This window comes from Synechococcus sp. R6-7, from assembly GCF_047461695.1.
Taxonomy (GTDB): Bacteria; Cyanobacteriota; Cyanobacteriia; order Thermostichales; family Thermostichaceae; genus Thermostichus.
Map to the genome: position 1 here is coordinate 1 of NZ_JANSHS010000031.1, position 23,759 is coordinate 23,759.

General features: G+C 60.1%; 22 protein-coding genes and 1 tRNA gene. 9 read left to right on the top strand and 14 right to left on the bottom strand.

The features are described from left to right. The first annotated feature begins 83 nt into the window (after positions 1–83). Positions 84–1,220, top strand: a complete 1,137-nt coding sequence (ruvB, locus tag NW815_RS01165; RefSeq protein ID WP_414388148.1) for a Holliday junction branch migration DNA helicase RuvB — start codon at positions 84–86, stop codon at positions 1,218–1,220. A gap of 62 nt (positions 1,221–1,282) precedes the next feature. Here the strand turns inward: ruvB and NW815_RS01170 are convergent, their stop codons facing one another. Further along, positions 1,283–3,976 (bottom strand): phycobilisome rod-core linker polypeptide, encoded by a 2,694-nt coding sequence (locus tag NW815_RS01170; RefSeq protein WP_414388146.1) that lies wholly within the window; start codon positions 3,974–3,976, stop codon positions 1,283–1,285. Between the two features lie 193 nt (positions 3,977–4,169). Between NW815_RS01170 and NW815_RS01175 the strand changes: the two genes are divergently transcribed. Next, complete coding sequence (locus NW815_RS01175; protein WP_414388144.1) at positions 4,170–6,362, top strand: glycosyltransferase 61 family protein; 2,193 nt, start codon at positions 4,170–4,172, stop codon at positions 6,360–6,362. Here NW815_RS01175 and NW815_RS01180 read toward each other — a convergent pair. The 13 genes from NW815_RS01180 to nifB all read right to left on the bottom strand — a co-directional run bounded on the left by NW815_RS01180 (position 6,363) and on the right by nifB (position 18,257). Further along, positions 6,363–6,446, bottom strand: a tRNA-Leu gene (locus tag NW815_RS01180). A 156-nt stretch (positions 6,447–6,602) separates the two neighbouring features. Next, positions 6,603–7,853: an OFA family MFS transporter gene (locus NW815_RS01185; protein WP_414388078.1), complete on the bottom strand. Its 1,251-nt coding sequence runs from the start codon at positions 7,851–7,853 to the stop codon at positions 6,603–6,605. An 88-nt stretch (positions 7,854–7,941) separates the two neighbouring features. Then, entirely contained in the window at positions 7,942–8,142 is a 201-nt protein-coding gene (gene nifT / locus NW815_RS01190) for a putative nitrogen fixation protein NifT (RefSeq protein ID WP_414373889.1), read from the bottom strand. After that, positions 8,139–8,402: a nitrogen fixation protein NifZ gene (locus tag NW815_RS01195; RefSeq protein ID WP_011430646.1), complete on the bottom strand. Its 264-nt coding sequence runs from the start codon at positions 8,400–8,402 to the stop codon at positions 8,139–8,141. The genes nifT and NW815_RS01195 overlap by 4 nt, the downstream gene beginning before the upstream one ends. Further along, complete coding sequence (locus tag NW815_RS01200; RefSeq protein ID WP_011432085.1) at positions 8,399–8,548, bottom strand: hypothetical protein; 150 nt, start codon at positions 8,546–8,548, stop codon at positions 8,399–8,401. The genes NW815_RS01195 and NW815_RS01200 overlap by 4 nt, the downstream gene beginning before the upstream one ends. Next, the gene (gene nifV / locus NW815_RS01205) at positions 8,538–9,725 is read right to left on the bottom strand and encodes a homocitrate synthase (protein ID WP_414388079.1); all 1,188 of its coding nucleotides are present in this window, start codon (positions 9,723–9,725) and stop codon (positions 8,538–8,540) included. Before nifV ends, NW815_RS01200 begins: the two co-directional genes overlap by 11 nt. A gap of 247 nt (positions 9,726–9,972) precedes the next feature. Continuing rightward, on the bottom strand, positions 9,973–11,508 hold the full coding sequence (gene nifK, locus NW815_RS01210; RefSeq protein WP_011430649.1) for a nitrogenase molybdenum-iron protein subunit beta: 1,536 nt from the start codon (positions 11,506–11,508) through the stop codon (positions 9,973–9,975). Positions 11,509–11,573: 65 nt separating this feature from the next. Beyond that, positions 11,574–13,037 (bottom strand): nitrogenase molybdenum-iron protein alpha chain, encoded by a 1,464-nt coding sequence (nifD, locus tag NW815_RS01215; RefSeq protein ID WP_099813105.1) that lies wholly within the window; start codon positions 13,035–13,037, stop codon positions 11,574–11,576. Positions 13,038–13,133: 96 nt separating this feature from the next. After that, positions 13,134–14,012, bottom strand: a complete 879-nt coding sequence (gene nifH, locus NW815_RS01220) for a nitrogenase iron protein (protein ID WP_011430651.1) — start codon at positions 14,010–14,012, stop codon at positions 13,134–13,136. A gap of 255 nt (positions 14,013–14,267) precedes the next feature. Next, positions 14,268–15,206, bottom strand: a complete 939-nt coding sequence (gene nifU / locus NW815_RS01225) for a Fe-S cluster assembly protein NifU (protein ID WP_011430652.1) — start codon at positions 15,204–15,206, stop codon at positions 14,268–14,270. A 56-nt stretch (positions 15,207–15,262) separates the two neighbouring features. Continuing rightward, complete coding sequence (nifS, locus tag NW815_RS01230) at positions 15,263–16,462, bottom strand: cysteine desulfurase NifS (protein WP_041438416.1); 1,200 nt, start codon at positions 16,460–16,462, stop codon at positions 15,263–15,265. A gap of 39 nt (positions 16,463–16,501) precedes the next feature. After that, positions 16,502–16,795, bottom strand: coding sequence for a ferredoxin III, nif-specific (gene fdxB, locus NW815_RS01235; RefSeq protein WP_099813103.1), 294 nt, complete (start codon positions 16,793–16,795; stop codon positions 16,502–16,504). Positions 16,796–16,820: 25 nt separating this feature from the next. Next, positions 16,821–18,257, bottom strand: coding sequence for a nitrogenase cofactor biosynthesis protein NifB (nifB, locus tag NW815_RS01240; protein WP_414388080.1), 1,437 nt, complete (start codon positions 18,255–18,257; stop codon positions 16,821–16,823). A 760-nt stretch (positions 18,258–19,017) separates the two neighbouring features. Here nifB and NW815_RS01245 point away from each other — a divergent pair. The 7 genes from NW815_RS01245 (at position 19,018) to nifX (ending at position 23,757) form a co-directional block, all read left to right on the top strand. Further along, positions 19,018–19,311 (top strand): Asr1405/Asl0597 family protein, encoded by a 294-nt coding sequence (locus tag NW815_RS01245; RefSeq protein ID WP_414388081.1) that lies wholly within the window; start codon positions 19,018–19,020, stop codon positions 19,309–19,311. A 54-nt stretch (positions 19,312–19,365) separates the two neighbouring features. Beyond that, complete coding sequence (locus NW815_RS01250; RefSeq protein ID WP_414388082.1) at positions 19,366–19,911, top strand: ferritin-like domain-containing protein; 546 nt, start codon at positions 19,366–19,368, stop codon at positions 19,909–19,911. A 42-nt stretch (positions 19,912–19,953) separates the two neighbouring features. Beyond that, complete coding sequence (locus NW815_RS01255; RefSeq protein ID WP_011430659.1) at positions 19,954–20,178, top strand: DUF2949 domain-containing protein; 225 nt, start codon at positions 19,954–19,956, stop codon at positions 20,176–20,178. Positions 20,179–20,181: 3 nt separating this feature from the next. Beyond that, positions 20,182–20,541, top strand: coding sequence for a Mo-dependent nitrogenase C-terminal domain-containing protein (locus tag NW815_RS01260; protein ID WP_011430660.1), 360 nt, complete (start codon positions 20,182–20,184; stop codon positions 20,539–20,541). Next, the gene (nifE, locus tag NW815_RS01265) at positions 20,532–21,926 is read left to right on the top strand and encodes a nitrogenase iron-molybdenum cofactor biosynthesis protein NifE (RefSeq protein ID WP_414388084.1); all 1,395 of its coding nucleotides are present in this window, start codon (positions 20,532–20,534) and stop codon (positions 21,924–21,926) included. Before NW815_RS01260 ends, nifE begins: the two co-directional genes overlap by 10 nt. Further along, positions 21,923–23,263: a nitrogenase iron-molybdenum cofactor biosynthesis protein NifN gene (nifN, locus tag NW815_RS01270; protein WP_414415633.1), complete on the top strand. Its 1,341-nt coding sequence runs from the start codon at positions 21,923–21,925 to the stop codon at positions 23,261–23,263. Before nifE ends, nifN begins: the two co-directional genes overlap by 4 nt. A 74-nt stretch (positions 23,264–23,337) precedes the next feature. Further along, positions 23,338–23,757, top strand: a complete 420-nt coding sequence (gene nifX / locus NW815_RS01275; RefSeq protein ID WP_414342057.1) for a nitrogen fixation protein NifX — start codon at positions 23,338–23,340, stop codon at positions 23,755–23,757. Positions 23,758–23,759: the final 2 nt, after the last annotated feature.

Genomic DNA, 23,759 nt, shown 5'->3' on the forward strand with positions numbered 1-23,759 from the left:
TTTTTTGTTCTCTTTGCTGGGGTGATCTTTCCCAGAGCTTTTCTAGAGTTAAATTGGGGCCATTGCCTCTGTGACTTAGGGATATGGCAATCATTTCTTCTCGGGATACAGGCCAGAACGCTGAGGGCCCCAAGCGGCGGCAGCAAAAGTCTTCAGCCTGGAGAAAAGAAGGCAGAGAGTTGAGCTTTGCTGGGGAAAGGGGAGCGGATCCCTCTGCCCTGTTGCAGCCGCAAGCCCACCCTGGCGAAGCCCAAGAAGAATCCCTGCGCCCGCGCACCCTAGCGGAATATATTGGCCAGACGGAACTTAAAGAAGTGCTCTCCATTGCCATTGCGGCGGCCCGCGCTCGCCAAGAGCCTCTGGATCACCTGCTGTTCTACGGCCCGCCTGGTCTAGGCAAAACCACGGTGGCAGCAGTGCTGGCGGCAGAAATGGGATCCCAGTTCTACATGACCACCGCGCCGGCTTTGGAGAGCCCCCGCGATATCGCCGGGTATTTGGTGCGTTTGAAGCGGGGGGATGTGCTGTTTATTGACGAGATCCACCGCCTGCCCAAGGTTACAGAAGAATTGCTCTACCCGGCGATGGAGGATTTTCGCCTTGATATCACCATCGGCAAAGGCCGCTCTGCCCGCATCACCTCTCTGCCCTTGGAACGCTTTACCCTCATTGGGGCCACAACCCGCATTGGTGCCCTCACTTCTCCCCTGCGGGATCGCTTTGGCCATGTGCAACGGCTGCGCTTTTACGAGCCTCACGAGCTGGTGCAGATCGTGCTGCGCACGGCTCGCCTCTTGAATGTCTCCACCGATCCAGAAGGGGCTGCAGAGATCGCCCGCCGTTCTCGGGGCACACCCCGCATTGCCAACCGCCTGTTCAAGCGGGTGCGAGATTACGCCCAGGTGCGAGGGGACGGCCACATTAGCCGAGAAGTGGCAGCAGCCGCTCTGGAGCTGTTCCAGGTGGATCCCATGGGTTTGGATTGGATCGATCGCAAGCTGCTGACGGTGCTGGTGGAGCAGTTCGGTGGAGGGCCAGTGGGCTTGGAGACGATGGCCGCGGTGACGGGTGAGGATCCCCAAACCATTGAAGAAGTGTATGAGCCTTATCTGCTGCAGATCGGCTACCTGCAGCGCACGCCCCGGGGTCGAGTGGTTACCCCTGCTGCGCTACGGCATCTGGGCTATGAAGCCCAGTCTCCTCTGCCTTTGTGGAGCTAACTCGTCTCTCCCCTCACCCCCGACCCCTCTCTCACAAGAAAGAGAGCAGTTGAGAGCCCCATCTAGCTGCGGTCATTGCCCACAGGGCTGAAGCTGGGCACCACCAGCTCGCGGTTTTGCTTGGTAAGGCGACCGTACAGCTCCTGCGTGTTGGGGAAGTTGGCCGCCGGCAAGGTGGGGAAGCGGCGATAGGGCACCGTGTCCTCGCCGAAGAGATCCCGATACTCCTGGGTGTTCAGCAGGGCGCGCACAAAGGCTTTCACCCCCTGGGTGGCCAAGATCTGGTTGTACTTGCGGATCTCCTGCTGGTTGAGAGGCGCACGGCCTAGGAAGTGCTTGGTGCCCAGCTCGATCACCTTGGTGTTGGGATAGGGGGCATAGAACTCGGAGCGGTACAGCTCGGAACACCCCAGGGCCTCGATGAACTCCTTGACGGTGATCTCGCCGTTGCGCAGCTTGGACTCGGCAGAGCTGAGCTCGGCGCTGATGTTGTAGATGTCCATATCCCGCTCGAAGACCTGCCGGTAGGCGGCGCGGATGAGGTTGTTGACTTCCGCTTTGTTGGCCAGGCTGGTGAGCTTGAAGACAGGGATCTCTTGGCGTACCTTGGGCACCCCCTGCTGGGCCCGCCGCTGGATTTCCAGCTCGCCGGAAGGCATATCCCGAGGCTGACCCAACTTGACAAAGAGAGGGATGTCGTCGTCGGTGCGAATGGGCTTGGTCACTGCCATGTCGGTGGAGCCGGGGCGCATCCGCCGCAACGCCAGACCGCCGGGGGTGAGGTAGCGCTCATAGGGCACGATATCTTCCCCGAAGACCTGCTGGTACTCCTCGCTGTCGAGGATGGCGTCCACGACGGCGTAGAACCCTTGCTTGGAGGCGATGTCAAATAGGCGGTTCATCTCCTGGCGCCCGTAGGTGGGTCGGCCCAGCAGCTTGCGGTGGATAAACTCGATGGCTTTGCAGACATACAAGCTGGACCAGTACTTGTTGCGGAAGAGATCCGACTTGGCCAGTTGGCGAATAAACTCTTTGACAGGAATTTCCCCCGACTCCAGCTTGATCTCCCAACGGGTTAGCCGTTGGCCTTCGTAGGGCATGTAACCGTACACCTGCTGGTAGCAGGCGCGGATCACCGCTTGCGTCGAGACTTCGCTGCCAACAATCCCCGCCCGCACCCCCAGCCGCCGGCTGCGATCGCCGGGAGTTTGGGTGAGCTTGAAAACCTTCGGGCCAAGGCTGCCGGGATCCCCTGCTGCTCTGGGATTGGTGCGCTCGTTGGTCAGGGCAAAGCCGCGCCGGATGAGGATGCGCTTGACATCTTTGTTGAAGGGAGCAGGGCGGGCGCTGAGGGAACGGGTTTCCTTGGGGAAGATGGCCCCAAATTGGATCTCCAGCGGGTCATTGCCGGAGCCATAGGCATGCTGATCCGGCAGAGGCCGGTTGTAGCGGGCAAAGAGGGTAATGAACTGGGGCACCTTGCGGCGGGGGGCAGCGTAGTTGTAGAGGTCGAATTTGGCCCCCCAGTTGGCGCTGGTTTGCGCTTCTACCCCCAGCTTGCGCAGGTAGGGTACCGTCTCTTCGCCGAAGTAGTCTCCGTACTCGCGGCTGTCCACCAGGGCGTCCACCAGGCCAGCCAGACCCTTGCTGGAGATGATGGAGAAGTAGGTCTGCACTTCCTCGCGGGTTTCAGGGGCCCGGCCCAGGAAGTGGCGGAAGGCCAGCTCGACAACGCGGCTGTTAATGTAAGGCTCGTAAAACTGCTTGCGGTAGAGCTCCGATTTGCCCAGGCGGCGAATGAACTCCTTCATGGAGATCTCGCCGTTTTTCACCTTCGACTCCAGGTTGGAAAGCTTGAGGCCGTAGGCGCGGCGGATGTCCCGCTCAAACACCTGCCGGTAGGCGGCCTTGATGACTTCTTCCTTCTCGGCGTTGGACAGCCCCGGCTTCATGGCAAAAACGGGAACTTTCTCGGCAGCCAAGTTGTAAACCTGGGGTAGCTGCAGCCCCTGCAGGGGCAGGCCGTCGGCGGTGCTGGCGTTGCGCTGCCGCAGCTTGTCGGAAGGGGCGGGAGCGATGAACTCGCTCAGCAAAACATCGAAGTATTGGTTGATGATGGCAACCGCTTCGGCATCTTTGCGGAAGTAGCCAGCCGCTGCCCGCTTCATCTCTTGAATGGCGACAATGGTGGCCTCGGCGGAGCAGGCGTTTTCGATGATCTCCCGCAGGCCGCGGGTGTTGACGGCGATGATACTGGGATCCCCGGCCACCAGGGCGTAGGTAACGTAGCGCAAAAACCAGCTCAGATCCCGCAGCGATTTGCGCATGTTGGCAGCTCCGTAGCGGGAGATGTTGATGGGGCGGAAATTGGGGGGAATCTCCACACCGCTGGCGCTAAAGATGTTGCGGATGGCCTCAATGAATCCGCCGGTGGATTCCACGTAGAAGGCAGTACCCAGCTTGAAGGCTTCTTTCTCGTCTTGGGTCGCTTCTGGCCGCTCCAGATAGGCCATGGGCGAGCCCCCTGTGAAGATGCGGTTGGCTGCCCGGCTGACGATGATTTCCGAATTGGCCGCAATGACCTCGGCAATCTCTAGCCGTTTCAGGCCGCTGGAGAAAAAGTCCTCGAGGCGATCCAGCTCGGTGCGTCCCAGATAGCGATCCTGCTGTTCCGCCTGGGAGATGGTCGATACAGGCACGGTTTGGTAGAGACGGGGGTTGGAAACGACTGCGCCAGCGGATACGTTGATACCCATCGATCTTTTAAACTCCGTTTTGATCGAAAAAACTGCCGACAAAGGCCGAGGACAGTGCCATCGAAGGGGGTGAAGAGGCTGACCCACGACTGGAGGAGCATCCCTCTCTGAGCTGAGAAGGATCGATGCCCGATCCCTGAGGGGGAAGCCAAGCCTAGAATACTAGGGGCACGGGCCCAGAGTGGGGAGGTTGTTGCAGTTTGTAACACTGTTTCTCATCCACAAAGACATGGCTCCCAACCCAGCTCTACCCCCCCATCTGTTGTCTTCTGCTTTTCTCCTTGAGGATTGGGAGCAGGGGCATTACGAACGCGTTACCCAGGTTTTACAGCAACAGCTCGAGCAGGGATCCCCCTCTCCAGAGCTGTATTGGGAGCTGGGAGCCGCCTATCTCCTGCTGGGTCGGGAACTGGAGGCGCAGCTGGTGTGGCAAGAGGGCTTGGCGATGCTGCAAGCGGGGGGGGTGGCCGAATCCGAGGCCGTCTACCACCTGCTGAGGAGCTTGCAGGCTTTGGCGGAAAGCCTGTGGGAGAAGGGCCATTGGCCGCAGGCAGCAGCTCTGTATCGGCAGCTTCTGGAGTTGGGGGATGGACAGCTGGAGCCGTCTTCTGGCCAGGCTTTGGCTGCTCACCGCATTGGCCTGACCCAAGAGCGGAGCCGGCTGTGGGCTGCGTCAGCGGAGTGGTTTGAGCGGGCTTGCCAGCAGGATCCGACGGCGGCAGAGAGTTTTTGGCGCTGGGGCTTGGCCCTGATGAAGCTGGGCCGTTTGCGAGAGGCGATTTCCCCTCTGCAGGAGGCTGCGCGGCTGCGCCCTGAGTGGGGGGATCCCTGGGTACAGATGGGCCTGGCGTGGCTGGATCTGCAGGATCCAGTTCAGGCTGTGGGGTGTTTCCAGGCGGCTGAGGCGCGGGGCACCGGGACGGCGCAACTCTACAGCTACTGGGCGGAAGCGGAAGTGCGGTTGGCTCACCCTGAGGCGGCTTGGGAGAAGGTTTGCCGAGCGGTGGCAGCGGAACGGAATTGGGTGCAGGCGTGGTGCGAGGGCAGCGGCGGAGAAAGCCCTCTGCGATCTGGACTGGAGCAGGCATGCAGGGGAGAGGGATCTGCGAGGATCCCCGATTTCCTGTATTCGGCTTGGCGGCAGCGTTGGGCTCCAGAAGGCGTTGCCCTTCCAGCAGACTCCTTTTCCCAGAGCACTCCCCCTACAACTGACTTCTGGCCAGTGCCAACCCAAGGCTACCTCACCACCCGACAGTGGCATCAGGCCACGGGCGAAGGGGACTACCAACCCCTGGATCCGGTGGGGGTTCTCTGTCTGAAAGCGCCCCCTGCGGCTGATCCCGCCATTTTGCAAAAGCTGCGCCCGCAGCGCATCCCCTTGGCAGAGACCTTTGTCGCCCAGATCCCCCGAGGATCCGTCCACGTGGGCCACTATCCCCGCCACCTCTACGCCAGCTTTGCCAGCGGGGTGCTCACCCGCCGGGGAGAATTGCTCGCCGATCTATCCCTGAGCTTGCCGCCGCCGGAGTTCCTCGACTGGGACTACAGGCCAGATCACCTGCGACACCACCCCCTGCTGGGCTTGCCCCATCTCCCCCCACCGATCCCACTGGATGGCCCCGTTGCCCTCTTGCCCTTGGGAGCGGTCAACTACTTTCACTGGATGGTGGATATTTTGCCTGCCTTGGATATCCTGCGGCGGTCGGGCGCCCTGGAAAAGGACATCCCCATCTTGATCCACGGGTATCAAAGAAAGCCCTTTCAGGTGCAGAGCTTGGCTGCTTTGGGGATCCCAGCCGAGCGCATCCTCAGCTTTGAGCAGTTGGGGGGATCCCATCTGCAAGCCCAGAACCTGATCGTGCCCTCGGCAGGCGCTCCGGTGGGGTGTTTGACGCCCAGGGGATTGGAGGTGCTGCGGCAACTGGCCCAGCCGAGTTTCTCCATCGACCCCCTGCAACCGCGGCGAATTTACATCAGCCGTCGCTCTGCCCGCTGGCGGCGGGTGATCAACGAAGCGGAGGTGCTGGCCTGCTTGCGCCCCTGGGGATTTGTACCGGTGCAGATGGAAACCCTCTCTCTTCCCGAGCAAATAGCCCTGATGCAGGGGGCAGAGGCGGTGATCGGGATCCACGGGGCGGGCCTGACCAACCTCGCCTTTTGTCCACCCGGCACCACCGTCATCGAGATCTTGCCCAGCAATGCAGTGCTCCCCTATTTTTGGATCATTGCCCAGGTGGCAGGGTTAAGGTACTTCCCTTTGGTAGCACCTGTTTGTGATCCGGCTTTGGTGGCTCTTCTTTCCAGCCCCGATTTGGATCGAGAAGATGCCTGGGTTCGGATCCCGGACTTGCTGAATGTGCTGGAACAGACAGGGATCAAGGGATGATGGGATCGGAGGGACTCGAACCCTCACGTTCTTGAGGAACAACGGATTTTAAGTCCGTAGCGTCTACCATTCCGCCACGATCCCAATCTGTCGGCAATAGCCGTACTACTCTACCAAACTGCTTGCCTTGGGGGGGCAAGTCTTTAAGTTGGTTCACCCAGCCCTGCAGTGGAGGGTATGAAGTAGGGGATTGCTGCCCCTGCTGATGGGATCCCTGCTGTGCCCGCTGGCTTGAAGCTCCTACAACTTCTCTTTCAAAAAAGCGTTGGCCACCCAGATCCCTGCCACCGCCAAGACGGCCATCCCATAAAAGGTGTAGCTATAGCTGCCTAGCCTATCCCGAATTTGGCCCGTGATCATCGTTCCCGTCAAAGCCCCAACTCCATAGGCGGTAAACACGATGCCGTAGTTCTGGGCGTAGCGTCCCGGATCAAACAAGCGCAGGGTCAGGGCGGGAGCCATGGCCAGCCACCCCCCCAGGCAAAACCAAAGCAAGGAAAAAGTTACCCAGTAGGCCAGAAGGGATCCCTGGGGAGGCAGGAGCATTAGCCCACAGGCCAGCAGGATCAGCCCATAGGATCCCGTAGTGACCTGATGGGGATGTAAGCGATCGGCCAACCAGCCAAACAGAGGACGGCTGATCCCGTTGAAAATGGCGAAGAGAGCCACGCTGTTGGCAGCCGCAGGGGGATCCAGGCCGATCAGCTCTTCCCCCACGGGGCCGGAAATCCCAATGGCGCTTAAACCGATCAGAGTGCCGATGGCGTAGCAGATCCACAGGCCATAGAAGGAGGGGTTTCTCAGCAGAGGGAGAGAGCGCCTAGAAGCCGGTAGAGGGTGATCTGGGCTGTCCGTGGATTTTCTTGGAAAAGATGGGGAAGGGATCCAATCGGGGGGAGGAAATCTCAGTTGGGTTGCGATCCCCAAGATCACCGCTGCAAAGAGGATCCCCAAAATCAGCAGCGTAGGCCGAGCCCCCAGTGCCTCGATCAAGCAGTTGGCCAGGGGAGCAGTGAGCAGGGGAGATAGGCCAAAGCCGACAATGGTGGATCCCACGGCCAATCCCTTGCGATCCGGGAACCAACGGGCTGCCACGGCCATTGGCACTCCATAGGCTATTCCCACACCGCTGCCGGCAATGACTCCATAGCAGAGGGCAATCCACCCAATGGAGGGGGCGAAGCTGGCCAGCCCATAGCCCAGGCCCACCAAGCTGCCCCCCAGAGCCAGTACTCGGCGGGATCCCCAGCGGGGGATGACAAACCCTGTGATGGGCATGAGGGTAGCGTAGAACACGAGGGCAACCGTGTAGGGCAGCAGGCTCTCACTGGCCCCAATCCCCAGCTCTGTTTCCAGGGGCTTGCGGAAAATGCTCCAGGAATAGACGGTTCCCAGGCAAAGAAGAACCAGGAGCCCCTGGAGGATGAAAAGCCATCTCCCCATATGGGCCGGTTGTCCATACAAAGTAACGGGGAATCCAACCCTTTTCATGGGTATCTAGAGCTTGTTGGAGCTGAGTTCAACCCATTCTCTCAGCCCTTTCGGGGATAGGCCAACAGAATTTTTAGCCAACCGTTGGCTAGAGGCGTTTGGCCTCTACCGTCCTGGGCAGAGACAAGGGATCTGGCAGCTCTGGGATGGACAATTCCCAACCGTTGCTCAAAGTAAAAATGGTTTCCCCGGCCTCTGAACGGGTGGCCACAACCGATTCTTCCAGATCTTTTTTGGGAACGTAGACCATCAAATGCCCGTAGGCACTTTCGTGCAGGATGACTTTCATAGCCCTTTCTCCACAAGTTCCAGCTCTTGGGCACGGCACCCCACCACCAAGCCTTTGGCCAAGCAGTGGACGGCATAGACGTAAAACCGTTGTAGAAAGGTGCCAATGGAAATCACGTAACCTTCGTCGCCCGGAACGGCCAAGATTTTCCCCACCGGCTGGCCGAAGAAGGTGCCATCGTTGCGGATGACCTTACGGATGCGGACTTTGTCGCCCAGCTCAAATTGGGGAGGGCGATCCAGCTCCAGTTCGTCGCTCATGGGGTACCTCCTGTGATTTCTGCCAGCACCTGACAAAGCTCTTGGCGGGTTAGGCTGCGGCCTACTTGGCGCGCCCGTCGAGACACGGCTGCCAAAATGGCCTGAGATTTGGAAGTTTCCTTTCCGGACAAGCGGTTAGACAACATCGGGATGGCTCTCCTCTGGGATGGGTTCTGGAGTGTGTTGCGCCCATTGCGTCAGCGTTGCGCGGCAATAACGGGCCAGTTCCGCCGGTGGGATCGGATGCTTGCAGTGGGTGACGTGCTGCCGCACCTGTTCCAGGAGCTTTTCCAGCTGGCCAGGCGGGATCTGCTCGACAGGGATCCCCTGTTCCTTGAGGATCTGGAGCAGCAAATGCCGGCCGGAGTGTTTGCCCAACACCAGCCGCCGCTGGCCGCCCACGGCTTCTGGTGGGAAAGGCTCATAGGTCTGGGGATCCCGTAGCACCCCTGCAGCGTGAATGCCCGACTCGTGGGCAAAGGCGTTGTCACCGACGATGGCCTTCCAGGGAGGTAGGGGAGCACCGCTGGCCCGCGCCACCTGTTGAGACAGCTCCCGCAGACGGCAGGTATCCACCCCAACGTCGATCCCCAAGGTGCAGCGCAGAGCCATCACCACCTCTTCCAAGGGGGCATTGCCGGCCCGTTCCCCCAAGCCGTTGACGGTGGTGTTCACCGACTGAGCGCCGGCGCGGATCCCGGCTAAGGCATTGGCAGTGGCCATGCCCAGGTCGTCGTGGGTATGCATCTCCACAGGGATATCGATGGCCTGCACCAGACGGCGAATCTGCTTGTAGGTGCTAAAGGGATCCAAAATGCCCACCGTATCGCAGTAGCGGAAGCGCCGACAGCCCCAGCTCTGGGCCATTTGGGCCAACTCGATCACCTGCTCCAGGGGGGTGCGGCTGGCATCTTCTGCCCCCACCGAGACCCACAGCCCCTGCTCCAAGGCCATCTCCACGCATTGGCGCAACTGTCGCAGCAGCCGAGGGCGATCCCCTTGGAACTTAGCGGCCATTTGCCGATCCGAGACCGGCACGGAGATGTGGATCCGCTTGAGGCCGCAACGAATAGAGGCGAGGATATCGCTGGGCACAGCCCGGTTCCAGCCCAGCAGCTGAGCCCGCAGCCCCAGGCTGAGCATGGCGCGAATGGCTTCCGTTTCCACAGCGCCCATGGCCGGGATCCCCACCTCGATCTCGGGCACGCCAATGGCATCCAAGAGGGCAGCAATGGAGATTTTCTCGGGGATTTGGAAGGCTACCCCTGCCGCTTGCTCCCCATCGCGTAGGGTGGTGTCGTTGATGGTGATAGAGGAATTCATGGGATCCATCCTCCAAGACCTACGGCCCGCCTAGGCAATCGGTAACCGTCGATGGTGCTCCGCACCGCTAGCGGGACCCCGGTTGCGTCAGGGCAATCATGTCCAGGGTAGAAAGCTCAACCAAGTTGCCGCAGAATTCATCAGATTCCTGTAAGGCTTGGCTGTTCCTCTTAGCGGGGTGGAGTCTTTGGAGCAGGGGATCCTTGACAAGATCTATCTAGCCTCTGGGATCCCCCTACTCCGGAAGCTAACGAATTAAGTCGAAGGAAAAATCGGTTTTGCCGGGGATGATGCTGCGCCGATCTGCCTCATCCAGAATGGTGTTGACAATCCAGTTAAGGAGGTTGAGCGCCCCCACATAGCCATAGGTGGGATAGCGATGCAGATGGTGGCGGTCGAAGATGGGGTAGCCGATGCGCACCAAAGGCGTGCCCGTATCCCGCCACAGGTATTTGCCGTAGGAATTGCCGATCAGCAGATCCACCGGCTCGGTGAACATCAGAGAGCGCAGATGCCAGAGATCCTTGCCCCCCCAGACGGTTGCCCCCTGTCCATAGGGACTGGAGGCCAGCAGTGCCCGCGCCTCGGCTTCGAACTCCTCGTTGCTGTTGGTCACCACCACATGGATCGGCTCCGCTCCCAGCTCCAGCAACAGGCTGAGCAAGCCCATCACCAGATCCGGATCCCCATACAGGGCTACCCGCTTGCCGTGGATCCACGCTTGGGAGTCCGTGAAAGCATCCACCGCCCGGCCCCGTTCGATCTCCAGCTCGGCGGGAATGGGCTTGCCCGTTAACTGGGATAGCTGCATCAAAAACTCATCCGTGCCCCGAATACCCACTGGCCGCGCCGTCAGGGTGGGCCGACCCGAGGCCTCTGCTAGAAACTCCAGGGTCTTGGGCGTGGTGTAGCGCTGGAAGGAAAAAGTAGCCTCGGCGTTGAGGCATTGGGCAGCCGCCTCCAAAGGGGTTCCTCCGGGATACATGTGGAAAGTGCCGTCGTTGGGCGAATCCAAATAGTCGGAGTTGTCCGCCAGCAGGGTCAGCGGGATCCCGAATAAGCCGAAGATGCGCTTGATCTCCCGCAAGTTGCCCATGTAGGTATCGAAGCCAGGGATGACGTTGATGTAGCCATTGCTACCCGTGCGGCCCACCGGCTCGGTGAGGGTGCTGAGAATGGCCTTGAGCATGTTGTCATAGCCGGTGATGTGGGATCCCACAAAGCTTGGCGTGTGGGCATAGGGCACCGGGAAGTCGCGGGAAATCACTCCCTCATTTCTGGCCGTGGTGATGAAGGCCCCCAGGTCATCCCCGATCACCTCCGCCATGCAGGTGGTGCACACGGCGATCATCTTGGGCTTGTAGAGGGCGTAGGCATTTTCCAGTCCCTCGATTAGGTTTTTGAGGCCGCCAAACACCGCCGCATCTTCCGTCATCGAGGTGGAGACCGCCGAAAAGGGCTCCTTAAAGTGGCGGGTGAGATGGGTGCGAAAATAGGCCACGCACCCCTGGGATCCGTGGACAAAGGGCAGAGTTCCCTCAAAGCCGACAGCGGCGAAGATGGCCCCTAAGGGCTGGCAAGCCTTGGCAGGGTTTATCGTCAAAGCTTCCCGCTGAAAGTTTTTCTCCCGGTATTCCCAAGATTTTGTCCATTCGGCCACCCGGGCCACTTCTTCCGGGGAAGGGAGATCTTCAAAGGTTTGCTTGCACTGCAGAAGCGCCTGATATTCCGGATCTTGAAACAGGCGGGCGTGATCTTTGATGTCTTGGATATCTTGCGGCATGGTCGGTCTCCTAATGAGGGGCAGGGGAAGGAAGGGCCGTTCGCGTTTGGGATCCCGGCGGCAAGCTAGGATTTCCAGGGGGCTTTGACCAGATCCCAGGTGGGGCTATTCAAGGCCAGATCCATATCGCGGGCGAACACGGCAAAGCCGTCGTAGCCGTGGTAGGGGCCGGAGTAGTCCCAAGAGTGCATCTGGCGGAAGGGCAAAGCCATCTTTTGAAAGACGTACTTCTCCTTGATGCCGGAGGCGATGAGATCTGGCTTCAACCTCTTGGCAAATTCTTCAAACTCGTAGCCGGACACGTCATCGTAGATGAGGGTGCCATCGTCGATGTACTGGGTGGTGCGCTTGTAGTCGTCGCCGTGGCCGAATTCGTAGCCGGTGGCAATCACCTCCATGCCCAGCTCCCGGAAGGCCGGGATGACGTGGCGGGGCCGCAGTCCGCCCACCATCAGCATCACCCGCTTGCCCTCCAGGCGGGGACGGTACTTGGCAATGATGGCCTCGCTCTGGGGCTTGTACTTGGCGATCACCTGCTCTGCCTTGGCCTGGATGGTCTCGTCAAACCGCTGGGCGATGGCCCGCAGGGATTTGGCAATTTGGGTGGGGCCAAAGAAGTTGAACTCCAGCCAGGGGATCCCGTAGGCTTCCTCCATGTGGCGGCAGATGTAGTTCATGGAGCGGTAGCAGTGGATGAGATTCAGCTTCACCCGAGGGGCAAGCAGCATCTCGTTCCAGGTGCCATCGCCGGAAAACTGGGTCACTACCCGCAGGCCCATCTCCTCCAGCAAAATCCGGGAAGACCAAGCGTCGCCGCCGATGTTGTAGTCCCCAATCAGGGCCACATCGTAGGGGCCGGGCTCAAAGTTGAGGGATCCCTCCTTCGCTTTCTTGTCAGCAATGGGCAAAACCCAGTCCCGCACCGTATCGTTGGCGATGTGGTGGCCCAGGGACTGGGAGACCCCCCGAAAGCCTTCGCAGCGCACCGGTACCACCGGCTTGCCAATTTCTTTGGAAACTCTCTTGGCCACTGCCTCGATGTCATCCCCGATCAAGCCGACGGGGCATTCGGACTGGATGGTAATGCCTTTGGCCAAGGGGAAGAGTTCGCTGGCTTCCACCAAGAGTTTGGCCAGTTTTTTGTCCCCCCCGAACACCACATCTCGCTCCTGAAAATCGGAGGTGAACTGCATGGTAACGAAGGTATCTACCCCGGTTGTGCCGACGTAGTAATTGCGCCTTCCCGACCAGGAGTAGTAGCCGCAGCCCACGGGGCCATGGCTGAGGTGGATCATGTCTTTGACCGGCCCCCACACCACCCCCTTGGAACCGGCATAGGCACAGCCGCGAGTGGTCATGACGCCGGGGATCGACTTGATGTTGGACTTTACTCCGCAATCCGTTTTGCCCTTGTCGTAGACGTTGAGGTGTTTGGCTCGCTTTTGCTTGGCCTTTTCCGGATAGGTTTCCAGAACTTCTGCAATAACTTTTCGGTTTTCCTCTTTGAGGGCGCTTTTTGGAGTAGTCATGGGAAGAGCCTCATCTACTGGATTTTTTTGAGAAAGAAACTAGGGGGAACCGAGGGCCGAGGGAGGAAGGGATCCACCCCCAGCCCATCTTTAAGTTCACACTGGGGCCAACTCTTTTTCGGTTTTGCCGATGAGGTGGGCGATTTTCTGGTCGTCGTCCAAAACGCCGAACTCTATCAACAACTGTTCCAGCTCATCCATAGAGATGGGGGTGGGGATCCTCAGATCCGTGTTGTTGATGATCTTTTTGGCCAAGGCCCGATACTCGTCAGCTTGGTTGCAGTCGGGGGAGTACTCGATCACCGTCATGCGGCGCAATTCTGCGTGCTGAACCACATTGTCGCGGGGGATGAAATGCAGCATTTTGGTGTTGAGCTTTTCGGCCAGAGCTTCGATCAGCTCGATCTCGCGATCCACTTTGCGGCTGTTGCAGATCAAGCCACCCAAGCGCACGCCGCCAGAGTAGGCGTATTTCAGCACGCCGCGGGCGATGTTGTTGGCCGCATACATGGCCATCATTTCGCCGGAGCAAACAATGTAGATCTCTTGGGCCTTGCCCTCCCGAATGGGCATGGCAAAACCGCCGCAGACCACGTCCCCCAGCACGTCGTAGCAGACAAAGTCCAGATCCTCGTAGGCTCCGTTTTCTTCCAAGAAATTGATGGCGGTGATGATGCCTCGTCCAGCACAGCCAACGCCAGGCTCGGGGCCACCGGATTCCACACAGCGCACCCCTCGGTAGCCGGTGAGCACCACCTCTTCCAGCTCCACGTCTTCTACGGATCCCCGCTCAGCCGCCAGGTGAAGGACGGTGGTCTGGGCTTTGCAGTGCAACATGAGGCGGGTGGAATCGGCCTTCGGGTCGCAGCCGACGATCATGATCCGCTGTCCCAATTCGGCCATACCGGCAACGGTATTCTGACAGGTGGTGGATTTGCCGATACCGCCTTTGCCGTAGAATGCAATTTGTCTCATGGTTCAGGTCTCCTAATTAAGACTCAAGGGTTAGAAATCTCTTGCAAACGGGTGCAACTGGTCGTTTCAGCGGGACGGAGTCCTGACTCGAAAGGGTTTCAGCTCAGGGGAAAGCAGCCTCGAACCCTTGCAGGATCCGGAAGTCAACCGGTCGAGCGGTGGAGCCCTCCCGGAGCGAAGCAGGGGATGTGAAAAGCGATGGCAAGCAGGAGTGGGGCAGTTCATAGGGCTCTCAGGCTTATCGAGAATGGGGAACTAGAGGGCATGCACGGTTAAGGTGGGCCACACCTGTTCTTGCAGGCGGGTTTCGATGAGCAACCGCAGGGTGTTTTGCTGGCTGGGGCAGGTGGTGCAGGATCCCTTGAGGCGCACCCACACCTGATCCCCTTCCAGGTCGTAAAGCTCCACATCGCCGCCATCGGCCAACAGCAGCGGGCGAACTTCCTCCTCCAGGACGGCCTGAATGCGGGCGATCTTTTGCAAGGTGGTGAGGGGAGGGGGTGTCGCTGTTGCCGAGACAGGAGAGGGAGCAGCGGGAGAGGGCTCTGTCTGGTTTTGGGAGTTCCCTTTTGAATTTCTTGAATCTTCTGAAGGGGTTGCGTCAGTCTCTGCCAGAACAGCGGCGATCAGGTCTTCAATCTGGGCCAGGCAGGAACCACAGCCACCACCCGCTTTGCTGTAGGCTGTTACTTCCTCAGCGGAGGTGAGGTGGTTTTCCCGGATCAAGCGGCGGATCTTTTGCTCGCTGACGCCAAAGCAGGAGCAGACCAAAGCGCTGTCATCATCCGTGTGGTCAGGCAGAGGAAGGCCGCGATAGCTGTAGATGGCTGCCTCCAGAGCCTCTTGCCCCATCACCGAGCAGTGCATCTTGGCGGGGGGCAGGCCGCCTAGGTAGTCAGCGATTTGGCGGTTGTCGATCCGCAGGGCTTCATCCAGAGTGAGGCCGGTGATCAGCTCCGTCAGGGCCGAGGAAGAGGCAATGGCGCTGGTGCAGCCGAAGGTTTGGAAGCTGGCAGCTAAAATCCGCTCGCTAGCCTCGTCCACCTTTAAGTAGAGCCGCAGGGCATCGCCGCAGGTGATGCTGCCCACTTCTCCAACCACCACCCGAACACCGGGCTCGGAGCTGGGATCCATCGCCCCTTGGTTTTTGGGGTGGTAGAAGAGTTCCAAAACTTTTTCGCTGTAGTCCCACATGGCTGGATCCTGAGTTGAGGATGCTAACGGTCGAGGGAAGATGAGTTTGAGGGGGGTCAGCGGCGAGCCAGTTCCCGTTCCTGCTGTTGCAGCCAGTCTTCCGCCTCGTGGCTGAAGGGGGAGATGGCCCGCAAATGCTCAATGATCCCCGGCAAAACCTCCAGCACCCGCTCCACCTCTGCCGGCTGGGTAAAGCGGGAGAGGCTGAAGCGGATCGAGCCGTGCAAAACGGTGTAGGGCAGGCGCATGGCCCGCAGCACATGGGAGGGTTCCAGGGATCCGGAAGTGCAGGCGGAGCCGGAGGAGGCGCAGATGCCGTATTTGTTCAGCCAGAAGAGGATCGCTTCCCCTTCCACGAACTTGAAGCCCAAGTTGGTGGTGTTGGGCAGCCGCTGAGTGGGGTGGCCGTTAACCTGGACATCCGGGATCCGCTGTAGCAAGCCCTGCTCCAAGCGATCCCGCAGCAGCCGCTCATGGGGATCCCCCAGGTGGGCTTGGGCCAGCTCCGCTGCCTTGCCCAGGGCGATGATGCCCGGCACATTTTCCGTCCCGGCGCGGCGGCCTCGCTCCTGATGCCCTCCCAGCAGCAACGGACGGAAGCGCAAGCCCCGCCGCACATAGAGAGCGCCGATCCCCTTGGGGGCATGCAGCTTGTGCCCGGAAAGGGTGAGGAGATCCACTGGCAGGCGCTGCAGATCGAGAGGGATCTTGCCCACCGCCTGTACTGCGTCCACATGGACAACAGCCCCATAGCTGCGAGCCAGGGATCCCACCGCCTCGATGGGGAAAAGCACGCCCGTCTCGTTGTTGGCGGCCATGCAGCTCACCAGGGCAGTATCGCCGGTCAGGGCTGCCTCCAGCTCCAGCAAGTCCAGGCAGCCTTGCTCATCCACCGAGAGGTAGGTGACGCGGTAGCCTTGTTTTTCCAGGTGCTTGCAGACGTTGAGCACCGAGGCGTGCTCTACCTGCGTGGTGATGATGTGGCGCTTCTGGGGTTGGGCTGCCAAGGCTGCATAAATGGCCGTGGTGTTGCCTTCGGTGCCGCCACTGGTGAAGACAATCTCCGTCGGGTCGGCTCCCAGAAGGGCTGCCACCTGTTCGCGGGCTTGGTTGAGGGCACGCCCCACCTGGCCGCCAAAACTGTGCATCGAGGAGGGGTTGCCGTAGAAGGTCTGCAAATAGGGCAGCATCGCCTCCAGAACCAGGGGATCCACGGCGGTGGTGGCGTTGTTGTCCAGGTAGATCACGGGGTTCATACAGGCTCCGAATCGATACAAGGTAGGGGTTGGGCAACGTTAAACGGCTTGCGGAGCGTGGGAATGGCACTGCTTTGGGCAAATGCGGGCGCAAGCCTGACAGCCGATGCAGAGGGCGGCATTGAGGATGGTCATCACTTTGCGCTCACTTTCTCCTTCCTCTTCGTTGTCGACAAACTCGCCGTCTTCGTTGAGGGCTCTGAGGGCAAACACACCACGGCCACAGACTTTGAGGCAACGGCTACAGCCGAGGCAGCGGCTGATATCCAGGCTTTCGATAAACTGTGGGATCCAGGGCAGTCCGCCTTTGGTGAGAGCAGTTACAGTAGCCATGGCCGCGTCTCCAAAAGATGAGGTCTCAAGATCCGGAAGATTTGCTGTCCAGGGCCTGGTTGACCAACCAGGTGCGGTAAAACTTGAGGGCCACCGTTTCAATGAGGTCGTAGTCTTCCACCACTTCGATGCCGGCCTCGCGAATACGCTTCATGGGGCAATCGCCAATCTTGGAGACCAATACAGCTCGGCAATCCCGGATGAGATCCAGAATTTGCTCTAGGTTGTTGTCCTCGCCGGATCCCCCGTGGCAGTACTGCGGGATCTTGCGGTGGCCGACAAACTGCGCCCCACGGGCGTTGACCTCGTAGATCAAAAACTCCCGCGCATGGCCGAAGTGGCGATTGACCAAGCCACCGCCTTTGCTGGCTACGGCCACCAGGATGGAGGGGCTGTCGGGAGGCAGGTCGGCTGTCCAGTGGGTTGGGGCTGCCTGCTGCTGAGCTTGCAGTTGGGCAATGCTTGCCTGGACCTGGCGGCGTTTTTCGGGGTCGTACTCGGGGGTCATCTGCATAAAGCGCTCCTTGGTGAACTCTTGGCTGCGGTCTTCCCCCAGAAGGCCCACCGCGTCCGCCCGACACTGGCGACAGTGGCGCATCATCCGCATGTTGCCGGAGCACCGATCTTGCAGGGCTTTCAACTCCTGAGGGGTGGGGCCCCGCTGGCCGATAAGGCCGAAGTAGGTGCCGTGTTCAGGCGCCGAGATCAGGGGCATGATGTTGTGCAAGAAAGCCCCTTTCTCCTGGATCACCCGGTTCACTTCCAAGAGGTGGGTGTCGTTGATGCCGGGAATGAGAACGGAGTTGACTTTGCAGAGGATGTCTGCCTCCCGCAGCAGATCCAGGCTTTCCATCTGCCGTTCGTGCAGGATGCGGGCTGCCTCCACCCCTCGAATGCGCTTGCGCCGCCAGCGGATCCAGGGGTAGATCTTGGCTCCGATCTCTGGATCCACCATGTTGATGGTCAGGGTGACGTGGTCGATGTTCAGCCGTTTGATCTCGTCGATGTAGTCCGGCAACATCAGGCCGTTGGTGGAAAGGCAGAGCTTGAGATCCGGGGCTTTCTCGGCGATGCGGGCAAAGGTTTCGAAGGTTTGCTTGGGGTTGGCCAAGGGATCCCCAGGCCCAGCAATGCCCACCACCGTCAGTTGCGGGATCTTGCCGGCAATCACCAGCACTTTGTGGGCGGCTTCCGCCGGGGTCAGCAGCTCGCTGACCACACCGGGCCGGCTCTCGTTGGCACAGTCGAACTTGCGGTTGCAGTAGTTGCACTGGATGTTGCAGGCGGGGGCTACCGCCACGTGCATGCGGGCGTAGTGATGGTGAGCCGCTTCGCTGTAGCAGGGATGGGTGGCGATGCGCTGCTGCAGATGAGGGGGGAGGGCCTGGCGGGGGCTGCTGCTGCAAGCGCAGGCCGATGGGGAAGGGGATCCCTGGCGGGGCGGAGTTGAAAGGGGCAGCATGGCGGGGTCAACCAGGGGATAGAACGTTACTGGCGGTTATATCAACCGCCCTCTGCCCGCTCCGTTGCACTCAGCCCGGTAGAACTGATCGAGTTTATTGGCTTTGTACTCAAGACCTGCAAAGCCTGATGGCAGGCCAAATCCAACTTTTTTTAGGGGTCAAGGGTCTGGTTTTTCAAGGCCGGGGATGCCGTATTTTGACCCAAAGGGGCGGGGGATCCGGCTGTGGGGAGGATCCCCGGAATCCCTGATTCGACAAGGGCTTGGGGCAATGCTTAAGAAATACTAAAAATCTGCTCAGATGCACTCAAGCGCCGCAGCCTCGGCTGCGTTTTGCATCAATTGCTACGATTTAATATCGTATCAGCCCAAAAGTGTATTGAAAATAGCCGTTTGAGTTTGAGGAAAGATCCCCCTGGGGCAAAGTCCTCGCCAAGGCAGTAGGGACTATTGCGCCGATGGGCTGTCGGATTTTCTTGTTCTGGCAAGGGGGATGTACTCGCTCAAATACCCATACCCTTCCCCGAAAATACTGGATCCCTGCGGGCAAAAGACTCAACCCCCTGCCCTCAGAAAAACTTTTTTTGCCCTCTGGGCCAAGCTTCCAGGGTTTGAGTACATCGGCAATAACTCAATCAATCCTGATCGCCCGCTGCCAAGCCTGAGCCACCGCAGCCGCTTGCTATAAGCGGGGGAACAGAAACCCAACGGTTCTGCCCCTCTGTTGAGACTCGCCCCCTGCTTCCCAACCGGTGAGCTTATGTCCCCCCTTGTTTCTCCCCCACCGAAAACGGCTGAAGTGCTGCAGGTGCCCCGTTGCGATCGCTGGCGGATTCTCTACCGTCTGCAGGAGCTGGATTTGACCTGTGGCTGTACCCCGACCGGCCAACTGTGGGTGGTGATTCGCACCCCCACCGAAGCCCTCCTCGTCCACAGTGTGCTCCGCCTTTTCACCCTCAACCGCTCTGGCTGGCTGAGTTGGTTGGATCGCTGCTGGTCTCTCCAAACCTGGGATCCCCCTGAGAGATCTGCAGGAGGGGATGACCACCCCTGAACCTCTGCCGTTTGCCTCCTTGCTTCTCCTGTTCACCTCGTTTTGGTAGCGCCAATGACCACTCCATCCCCCTCGACTCACTCCTTCCAACAAGTCCGAGACAACCCCGTTCATCTGGGACGTGAGATCACGGTTCCCATCTGCGAGGGCCTCAACCTAGTTTGGGCCAGTCTTCAGGGGCTGTATTTGCAGTATCTGAAGCACCATCTGGTTGTCGAAGGAGCAGAGTTCTACTCAATTCACCAATTTTTCAACGAAAGTCTACAGGAAGTTCAGAACCACGCCCATGAGGTGGGGGAGCGCCTGAACGGCCTGGGTGGGATCCCGGCCTCCAGCTTTGCCAAGCTGGCGGAGCTGTGCTGCTTCAGCCCAGAAGGGGACGATGCGTTGGCTGTGCGGCCCATGCTGGAAGCGGATTTGCGGGCCGAGCAAAGCCTAATCGATCTGCTGCGTCGCCAGGCGGCTCTGGCGGAAAGTGTTGGGGATCGCGCCACCCGTCACCTCTACGAGCAGATTTTGCTGCGGACGGAAGAACGGGCCTTTCACCTGGCCCACTTTCTGGCTGCCGACAGCTTGGTTTTGGGCTTGTCCCCATCCTAGCTTGCCCATCTACGCCCACCCCTCGTTTTGGGAGACTCTGCCATGCTTACCCCCGATCGGGCGCCGCTGCTGCAGTTTTTGCAAGTTGAGCTTGGGATCCCGGAATCCGCCCTCACCTTCGCCCTGAAACGGCATGGGTGTGAACAGGGCCCTTTGCCCATGATTCTTTGGCATTACGGGCTGATTTCCTTGGAGCAACTGGAGCAGATTTTTGAATGGTGTGCTCCCCCTCCTCTTGTTACCAATTCTACCCATTCGGAGGTTTAAGCCATGACTTATCCCTACCCTTCTCTTCCCTTTCCCAGAGTCGGCAACCCTTTGGGATGGCTCGGCCTGGTTTTGAACTCAATTTTCAGATCCGCCCTGAAGTGGCCGCGCCGCTGGCTCAACAGCATTGAAATTCGGGGATCCCGGCAGGCGCGTTGGATTTGTCGTTTGATCCCGGCTTCCTGTCCCTTTGAGCGGGATATCCGACTGGGATCCCGCACCGTCCACATTCCGGCCCTCTGTCGCATCAACCCCCTCTACGAGGAGATCATCGCCCTGCGGCTACGGGCGGCGGCTTATCTGGCCGAAGCTGCGGCTCAACCCCAGCCCCCCTCTTCTCAGGAGATCCCATCATGCCCTTGATCAGCCGGACTAAAGTGGCGGAGCTGCTCAACGAGACCGCCTGCGAGCACAACCACAAGAAAGACGGCAAAGGCAAAAACAAAGTCTGTGCCGAGCAAGCCAAGCCAGGAGGAGCGCAGGGAGGCTGTGCCTTTGACGGGGCTTCGATTGCCCTGGTGCCGATCGCCGATGCCGCCCATCTAGTACATGGGCCAATCGCCTGCAGCGGCAACTCTTGGGGGACGCGGGGCAGCCTCTCTTCCGGCTCCCGACTCTATCAGGTGGGCTTCACCACCGATCTGAGCGAGAACGAGATCATCTTCGGAGGGGAGGAGAAGCTGTTCCAGGCCATCTGCAACTTACAGGCCAAATACCGACCTGCCGCCATTTTCGTCTATCTCACTTGTGTAACTGCCCTCATTGGCGACGATGTGGAGGCCGTGTGTCAGCGGGCCAGCCGCCAGCTTGGGATCCCGGTCATTCCGGTGAATGCGCCCGGCTTTGTGGGCAGCAAAAACCTAGGCAACCGTCTGGCCGGAGAAGCCCTGCTGGACTATGTTATCGGCACCGCCTCCCCGGAGTACACCACTCCCCGCGACATTAACCTCATCGGCGAGTACAACATTGCCGGCGAGCTGTGGGATGTCTTGCCTCTGTTTGACGAGCTGGGGATCCGCATCTTGGCCAAGATCACCGGCGATGGCCGCTACCGCGAGATCTGTACCGCCCACCGGGCCAAGCTGAACGTCCTCATCTGCGCCAAAGCCCTGCTCAATGTGGGCCGCAAGATGCAGGAGCGCTACGGGATCCCCTACATTGAGGCTTCCTTTTACGGGCTGCAGGAGATGAACCACTGCCTACGGGCCATTGCCCAAGGGCTGAAGGATCCGCAACTGCAGGAGCGTACCGAGGCCCTCATCGAGCGAGAAACTCGCGCCGCTGAGGCGGCTTTGGCCCCCTACCGGCAGCGGCTGGCGGGCAAACGAGTTGTCCTTTATACCGGCGGCGTGAAAAGTTGGTCGATCATCTCTGCTGCCCGAGATCTGGGGATGCAGGTAACGGCCACCAGCACCCGCAAAAGCACCGAAGAAGACAAAGCCCGCATCCGCGAGCTGCTCGGCCAAGAGGGCATTCTCCTGGACAAGGGCAGCCCGCAAGAGCTGCTCAAGGTGGTGGAGCGCACGAAAGCGGACTTGCTCATCGCCGGCGGACGCAACCAGTACACCGCCCTCAAGGCCCGCATCCCCTTTCTGGACATCAACCAGGAGCGGCACCATGCCTATGCCGGCTATCGCGGCCTGGTGAACTTGGCGCGGGAGATCGATGCCGCCCTCCACAGCCCCATCTGGGAGCAGTTGCGACGGCCTGCCCCCTGGGAGACTCCAGCCGAAGAGGAGGTGGGATGATGGCCCAGCTCATCCAAGAACGCAAGCCTCTCAGCGTCAACCCCCTCAAACTCAGCGCTCCGCTGGGAGCGGCCCTGGCCTTTCTGGGGATCAAGGGCTGTCTGCCGCTCTTCCACGGTTCCCAAGGCTGTACGGCCTTTGCCAAAGCGCTGCTGGTACGTCATTTCCGCGAGGCCATTCCCATGTCCACCACTGCCATGTCCGAAGTGGACACCATCTTGGGGGGGGAGGAGAATGTCGAAGCTGCCATCCTCACCTTGGTGGAGAAGGCCCAGCCGGAGCTGATTGGTCTTCTGACCACCGGCCTCACGGAAACCCGCGGGGACGATATGCCGCGCATCCTGCGGGAGCTGCGCCGACGCCAGCCGCAATTGCAGGATCTGCCCATCGTCTTGGCCTCCACGCCTGACTTTAAGGGATCCCTGCAAGACGGCTATGCCATCGCCGTCAACAGCTTGGTCAGCACCCTGCCGGAATCGCCGTCGGGATCCGTCCGCCCTGCCCAGGTAACGGTGCTGTGCGGGCCTGCCCTCACCCCCGCCGATGCCCAGGAGATCAAGGAAATGGTGGAAGCTTTTGGCCTGGAGCCAATCTTGGTGCCGGATCTCTCAGGCTCCCTAGATGGCCACTTGGGCACTGGCTTTAGGGCAACCCCGGACGGCGGCACCAGCCTCGAGCAACTGCGGCAGCTGGGGCGATCCGGCCTCACCTTGGCCATTGGGGAGAGCATGCGCCCTGCCGCTCAGATCCTGGCCCAGCGCTTTGGCACCCCCTATCGGGTTTTCCCCCACCTGACCGGTCTCAAGGCTGTGGATCCCTTTTTGGCAACCTTGGCCGACTACAGCCAACAGCCGGTGCCCCTGCGCTACCGCCGCCAGCGCAGCCAAGTCCAGGATGCCCTCCTGGATTGCCACTTTTTCTTCGGCAACCAGCGGATTGCCTTGGCCCTAGAAGCCGATCTGCTCTGGGGGTGGGTGGACTGGCTGCTGGATATGGGCTGTCAGATCCAGGCGGCCATCAGTCCCACACCGGATCCCCACTTGAGCACCCTTCCCATTGAGGCGGTGCGGGTGGGGGATCTGGGGGATCTGGAGGAGCTAGCACCCGGGGCTGACCTGCTGGTGGGCAACTCCCACGCGGCGCGCCTGGGCAAGCGGCTGGGGATCCCGGTGCATCGAATGGGGATCCCTATCTTCGACCGGCTGGGGGCCAACCACATCTGTCAGGTGGGCTATCGCGGCACCCTATCCCAACTGTTTGCTGTCGGCAACCTGCTGATGGAGCAGGAGGAAGCCCGTCACCCCAGCCCACCCCAGGTTTCTGGGCATGGATTCTAAGGGATCCAGAGCTTCGAGCTAGATCCCCCTAGCTCCCCTAAACCCTCAAGTTCACGGTTCTAAGGAGAACGCCTATGCAAGTGGCCTTTACAACCCGCGACGGCAAGCACGTCAATGCCCACTTTGGCTGGGCCAACCAGATCGACCTCTACGAAGTCACCCCCGAAGGCTACCGCTTCTGCAAAACCCTCACCTTTGGGGGCAACTTGGAGGCAGATGGCAACGAGGACAAGCTGGTGCCCAAGCTGCAGGCTTTGGCCGATGTCACCCTCATCTACGTGGCTGCCATTGGCAGCAGTGCCGCCGCCCGCCTGATCAACCGCCGCATCACCCCCATCAAAGTGCAGTCGGAAGAAGAATCCATCGAGAGCTTGTTGCAGCGCCTGGTAACCACCCTGCACAACCCTCCCCCCTGGCTGCGCAAAGTGCTCTTGGCCGAGCGCGCCCGCAAAGCCGAAGCCCCAAATCCCTCTACTTCCCCTGCGGAGGTTTAGCC

Coding starts and splice junctions, on each gene's coding strand:
- NW815_RS01245 (WP_414388081.1), top strand. CDS start 19,018: ATGTCCCCCCTTGTTTCTCCCCCACCGAAAACGGCTGAAGTGCTGCAG.
- nifV (WP_414388079.1), bottom strand. CDS start 9,725: ATGAATTCCTCTATCACCATCAACGACACCACCCTACGCGATGGGGAG.
- nifS (WP_041438416.1), bottom strand. CDS start 16,462: ATGAACCCCGTGATCTACCTGGACAACAACGCCACCACCGCCGTGGAT.
- nifT (WP_414373889.1), bottom strand. CDS start 8,142: ATGAAAGTCATCCTGCACGAAAGTGCCTACGGGCATTTGATGGTCTAC.
- NW815_RS01255 (WP_011430659.1), top strand. CDS start 19,954: ATGCTTACCCCCGATCGGGCGCCGCTGCTGCAGTTTTTGCAAGTTGAG.
- NW815_RS01200 (WP_011432085.1), bottom strand. CDS start 8,548: ATGTTGTCTAACCGCTTGTCCGGAAAGGAAACTTCCAAATCTCAGGCC.
- NW815_RS01170 (WP_414388146.1), bottom strand. CDS start 3,976: ATGGGTATCAACGTATCCGCTGGCGCAGTCGTTTCCAACCCCCGTCTC.
- ruvB (WP_414388148.1), top strand. CDS start 84: ATGGCAATCATTTCTTCTCGGGATACAGGCCAGAACGCTGAGGGCCCC.
- nifU (WP_011430652.1), bottom strand. CDS start 15,206: ATGTGGGACTACAGCGAAAAAGTTTTGGAACTCTTCTACCACCCCAAA.
- nifK (WP_011430649.1), bottom strand. CDS start 11,508: ATGCCGCAAGATATCCAAGACATCAAAGATCACGCCCGCCTGTTTCAA.
- fdxB (WP_099813103.1), bottom strand. CDS start 16,795: ATGGCTACTGTAACTGCTCTCACCAAAGGCGGACTGCCCTGGATCCCA.
- nifH (WP_011430651.1), bottom strand. CDS start 14,012: ATGAGACAAATTGCATTCTACGGCAAAGGCGGTATCGGCAAATCCACC.
- nifN (WP_414415633.1), top strand. CDS start 21,923: ATGATGGCCCAGCTCATCCAAGAACGCAAGCCTCTCAGCGTCAACCCC.
- NW815_RS01250 (WP_414388082.1), top strand. CDS start 19,366: ATGACCACTCCATCCCCCTCGACTCACTCCTTCCAACAAGTCCGAGAC.
- nifX (WP_414342057.1), top strand. CDS start 23,338: ATGCAAGTGGCCTTTACAACCCGCGACGGCAAGCACGTCAATGCCCAC.
- NW815_RS01185 (WP_414388078.1), bottom strand. CDS start 7,853: ATGAAAAGGGTTGGATTCCCCGTTACTTTGTATGGACAACCGGCCCAT.
- NW815_RS01195 (WP_011430646.1), bottom strand. CDS start 8,402: ATGAGCGACGAACTGGAGCTGGATCGCCCTCCCCAATTTGAGCTGGGC.
- NW815_RS01260 (WP_011430660.1), top strand. CDS start 20,182: ATGACTTATCCCTACCCTTCTCTTCCCTTTCCCAGAGTCGGCAACCCT.
- nifE (WP_414388084.1), top strand. CDS start 20,532: ATGCCCTTGATCAGCCGGACTAAAGTGGCGGAGCTGCTCAACGAGACC.
- nifD (WP_099813105.1), bottom strand. CDS start 13,037: ATGACTACTCCAAAAAGCGCCCTCAAAGAGGAAAACCGAAAAGTTATT.
- nifB (WP_414388080.1), bottom strand. CDS start 18,257: ATGCTGCCCCTTTCAACTCCGCCCCGCCAGGGATCCCCTTCCCCATCG.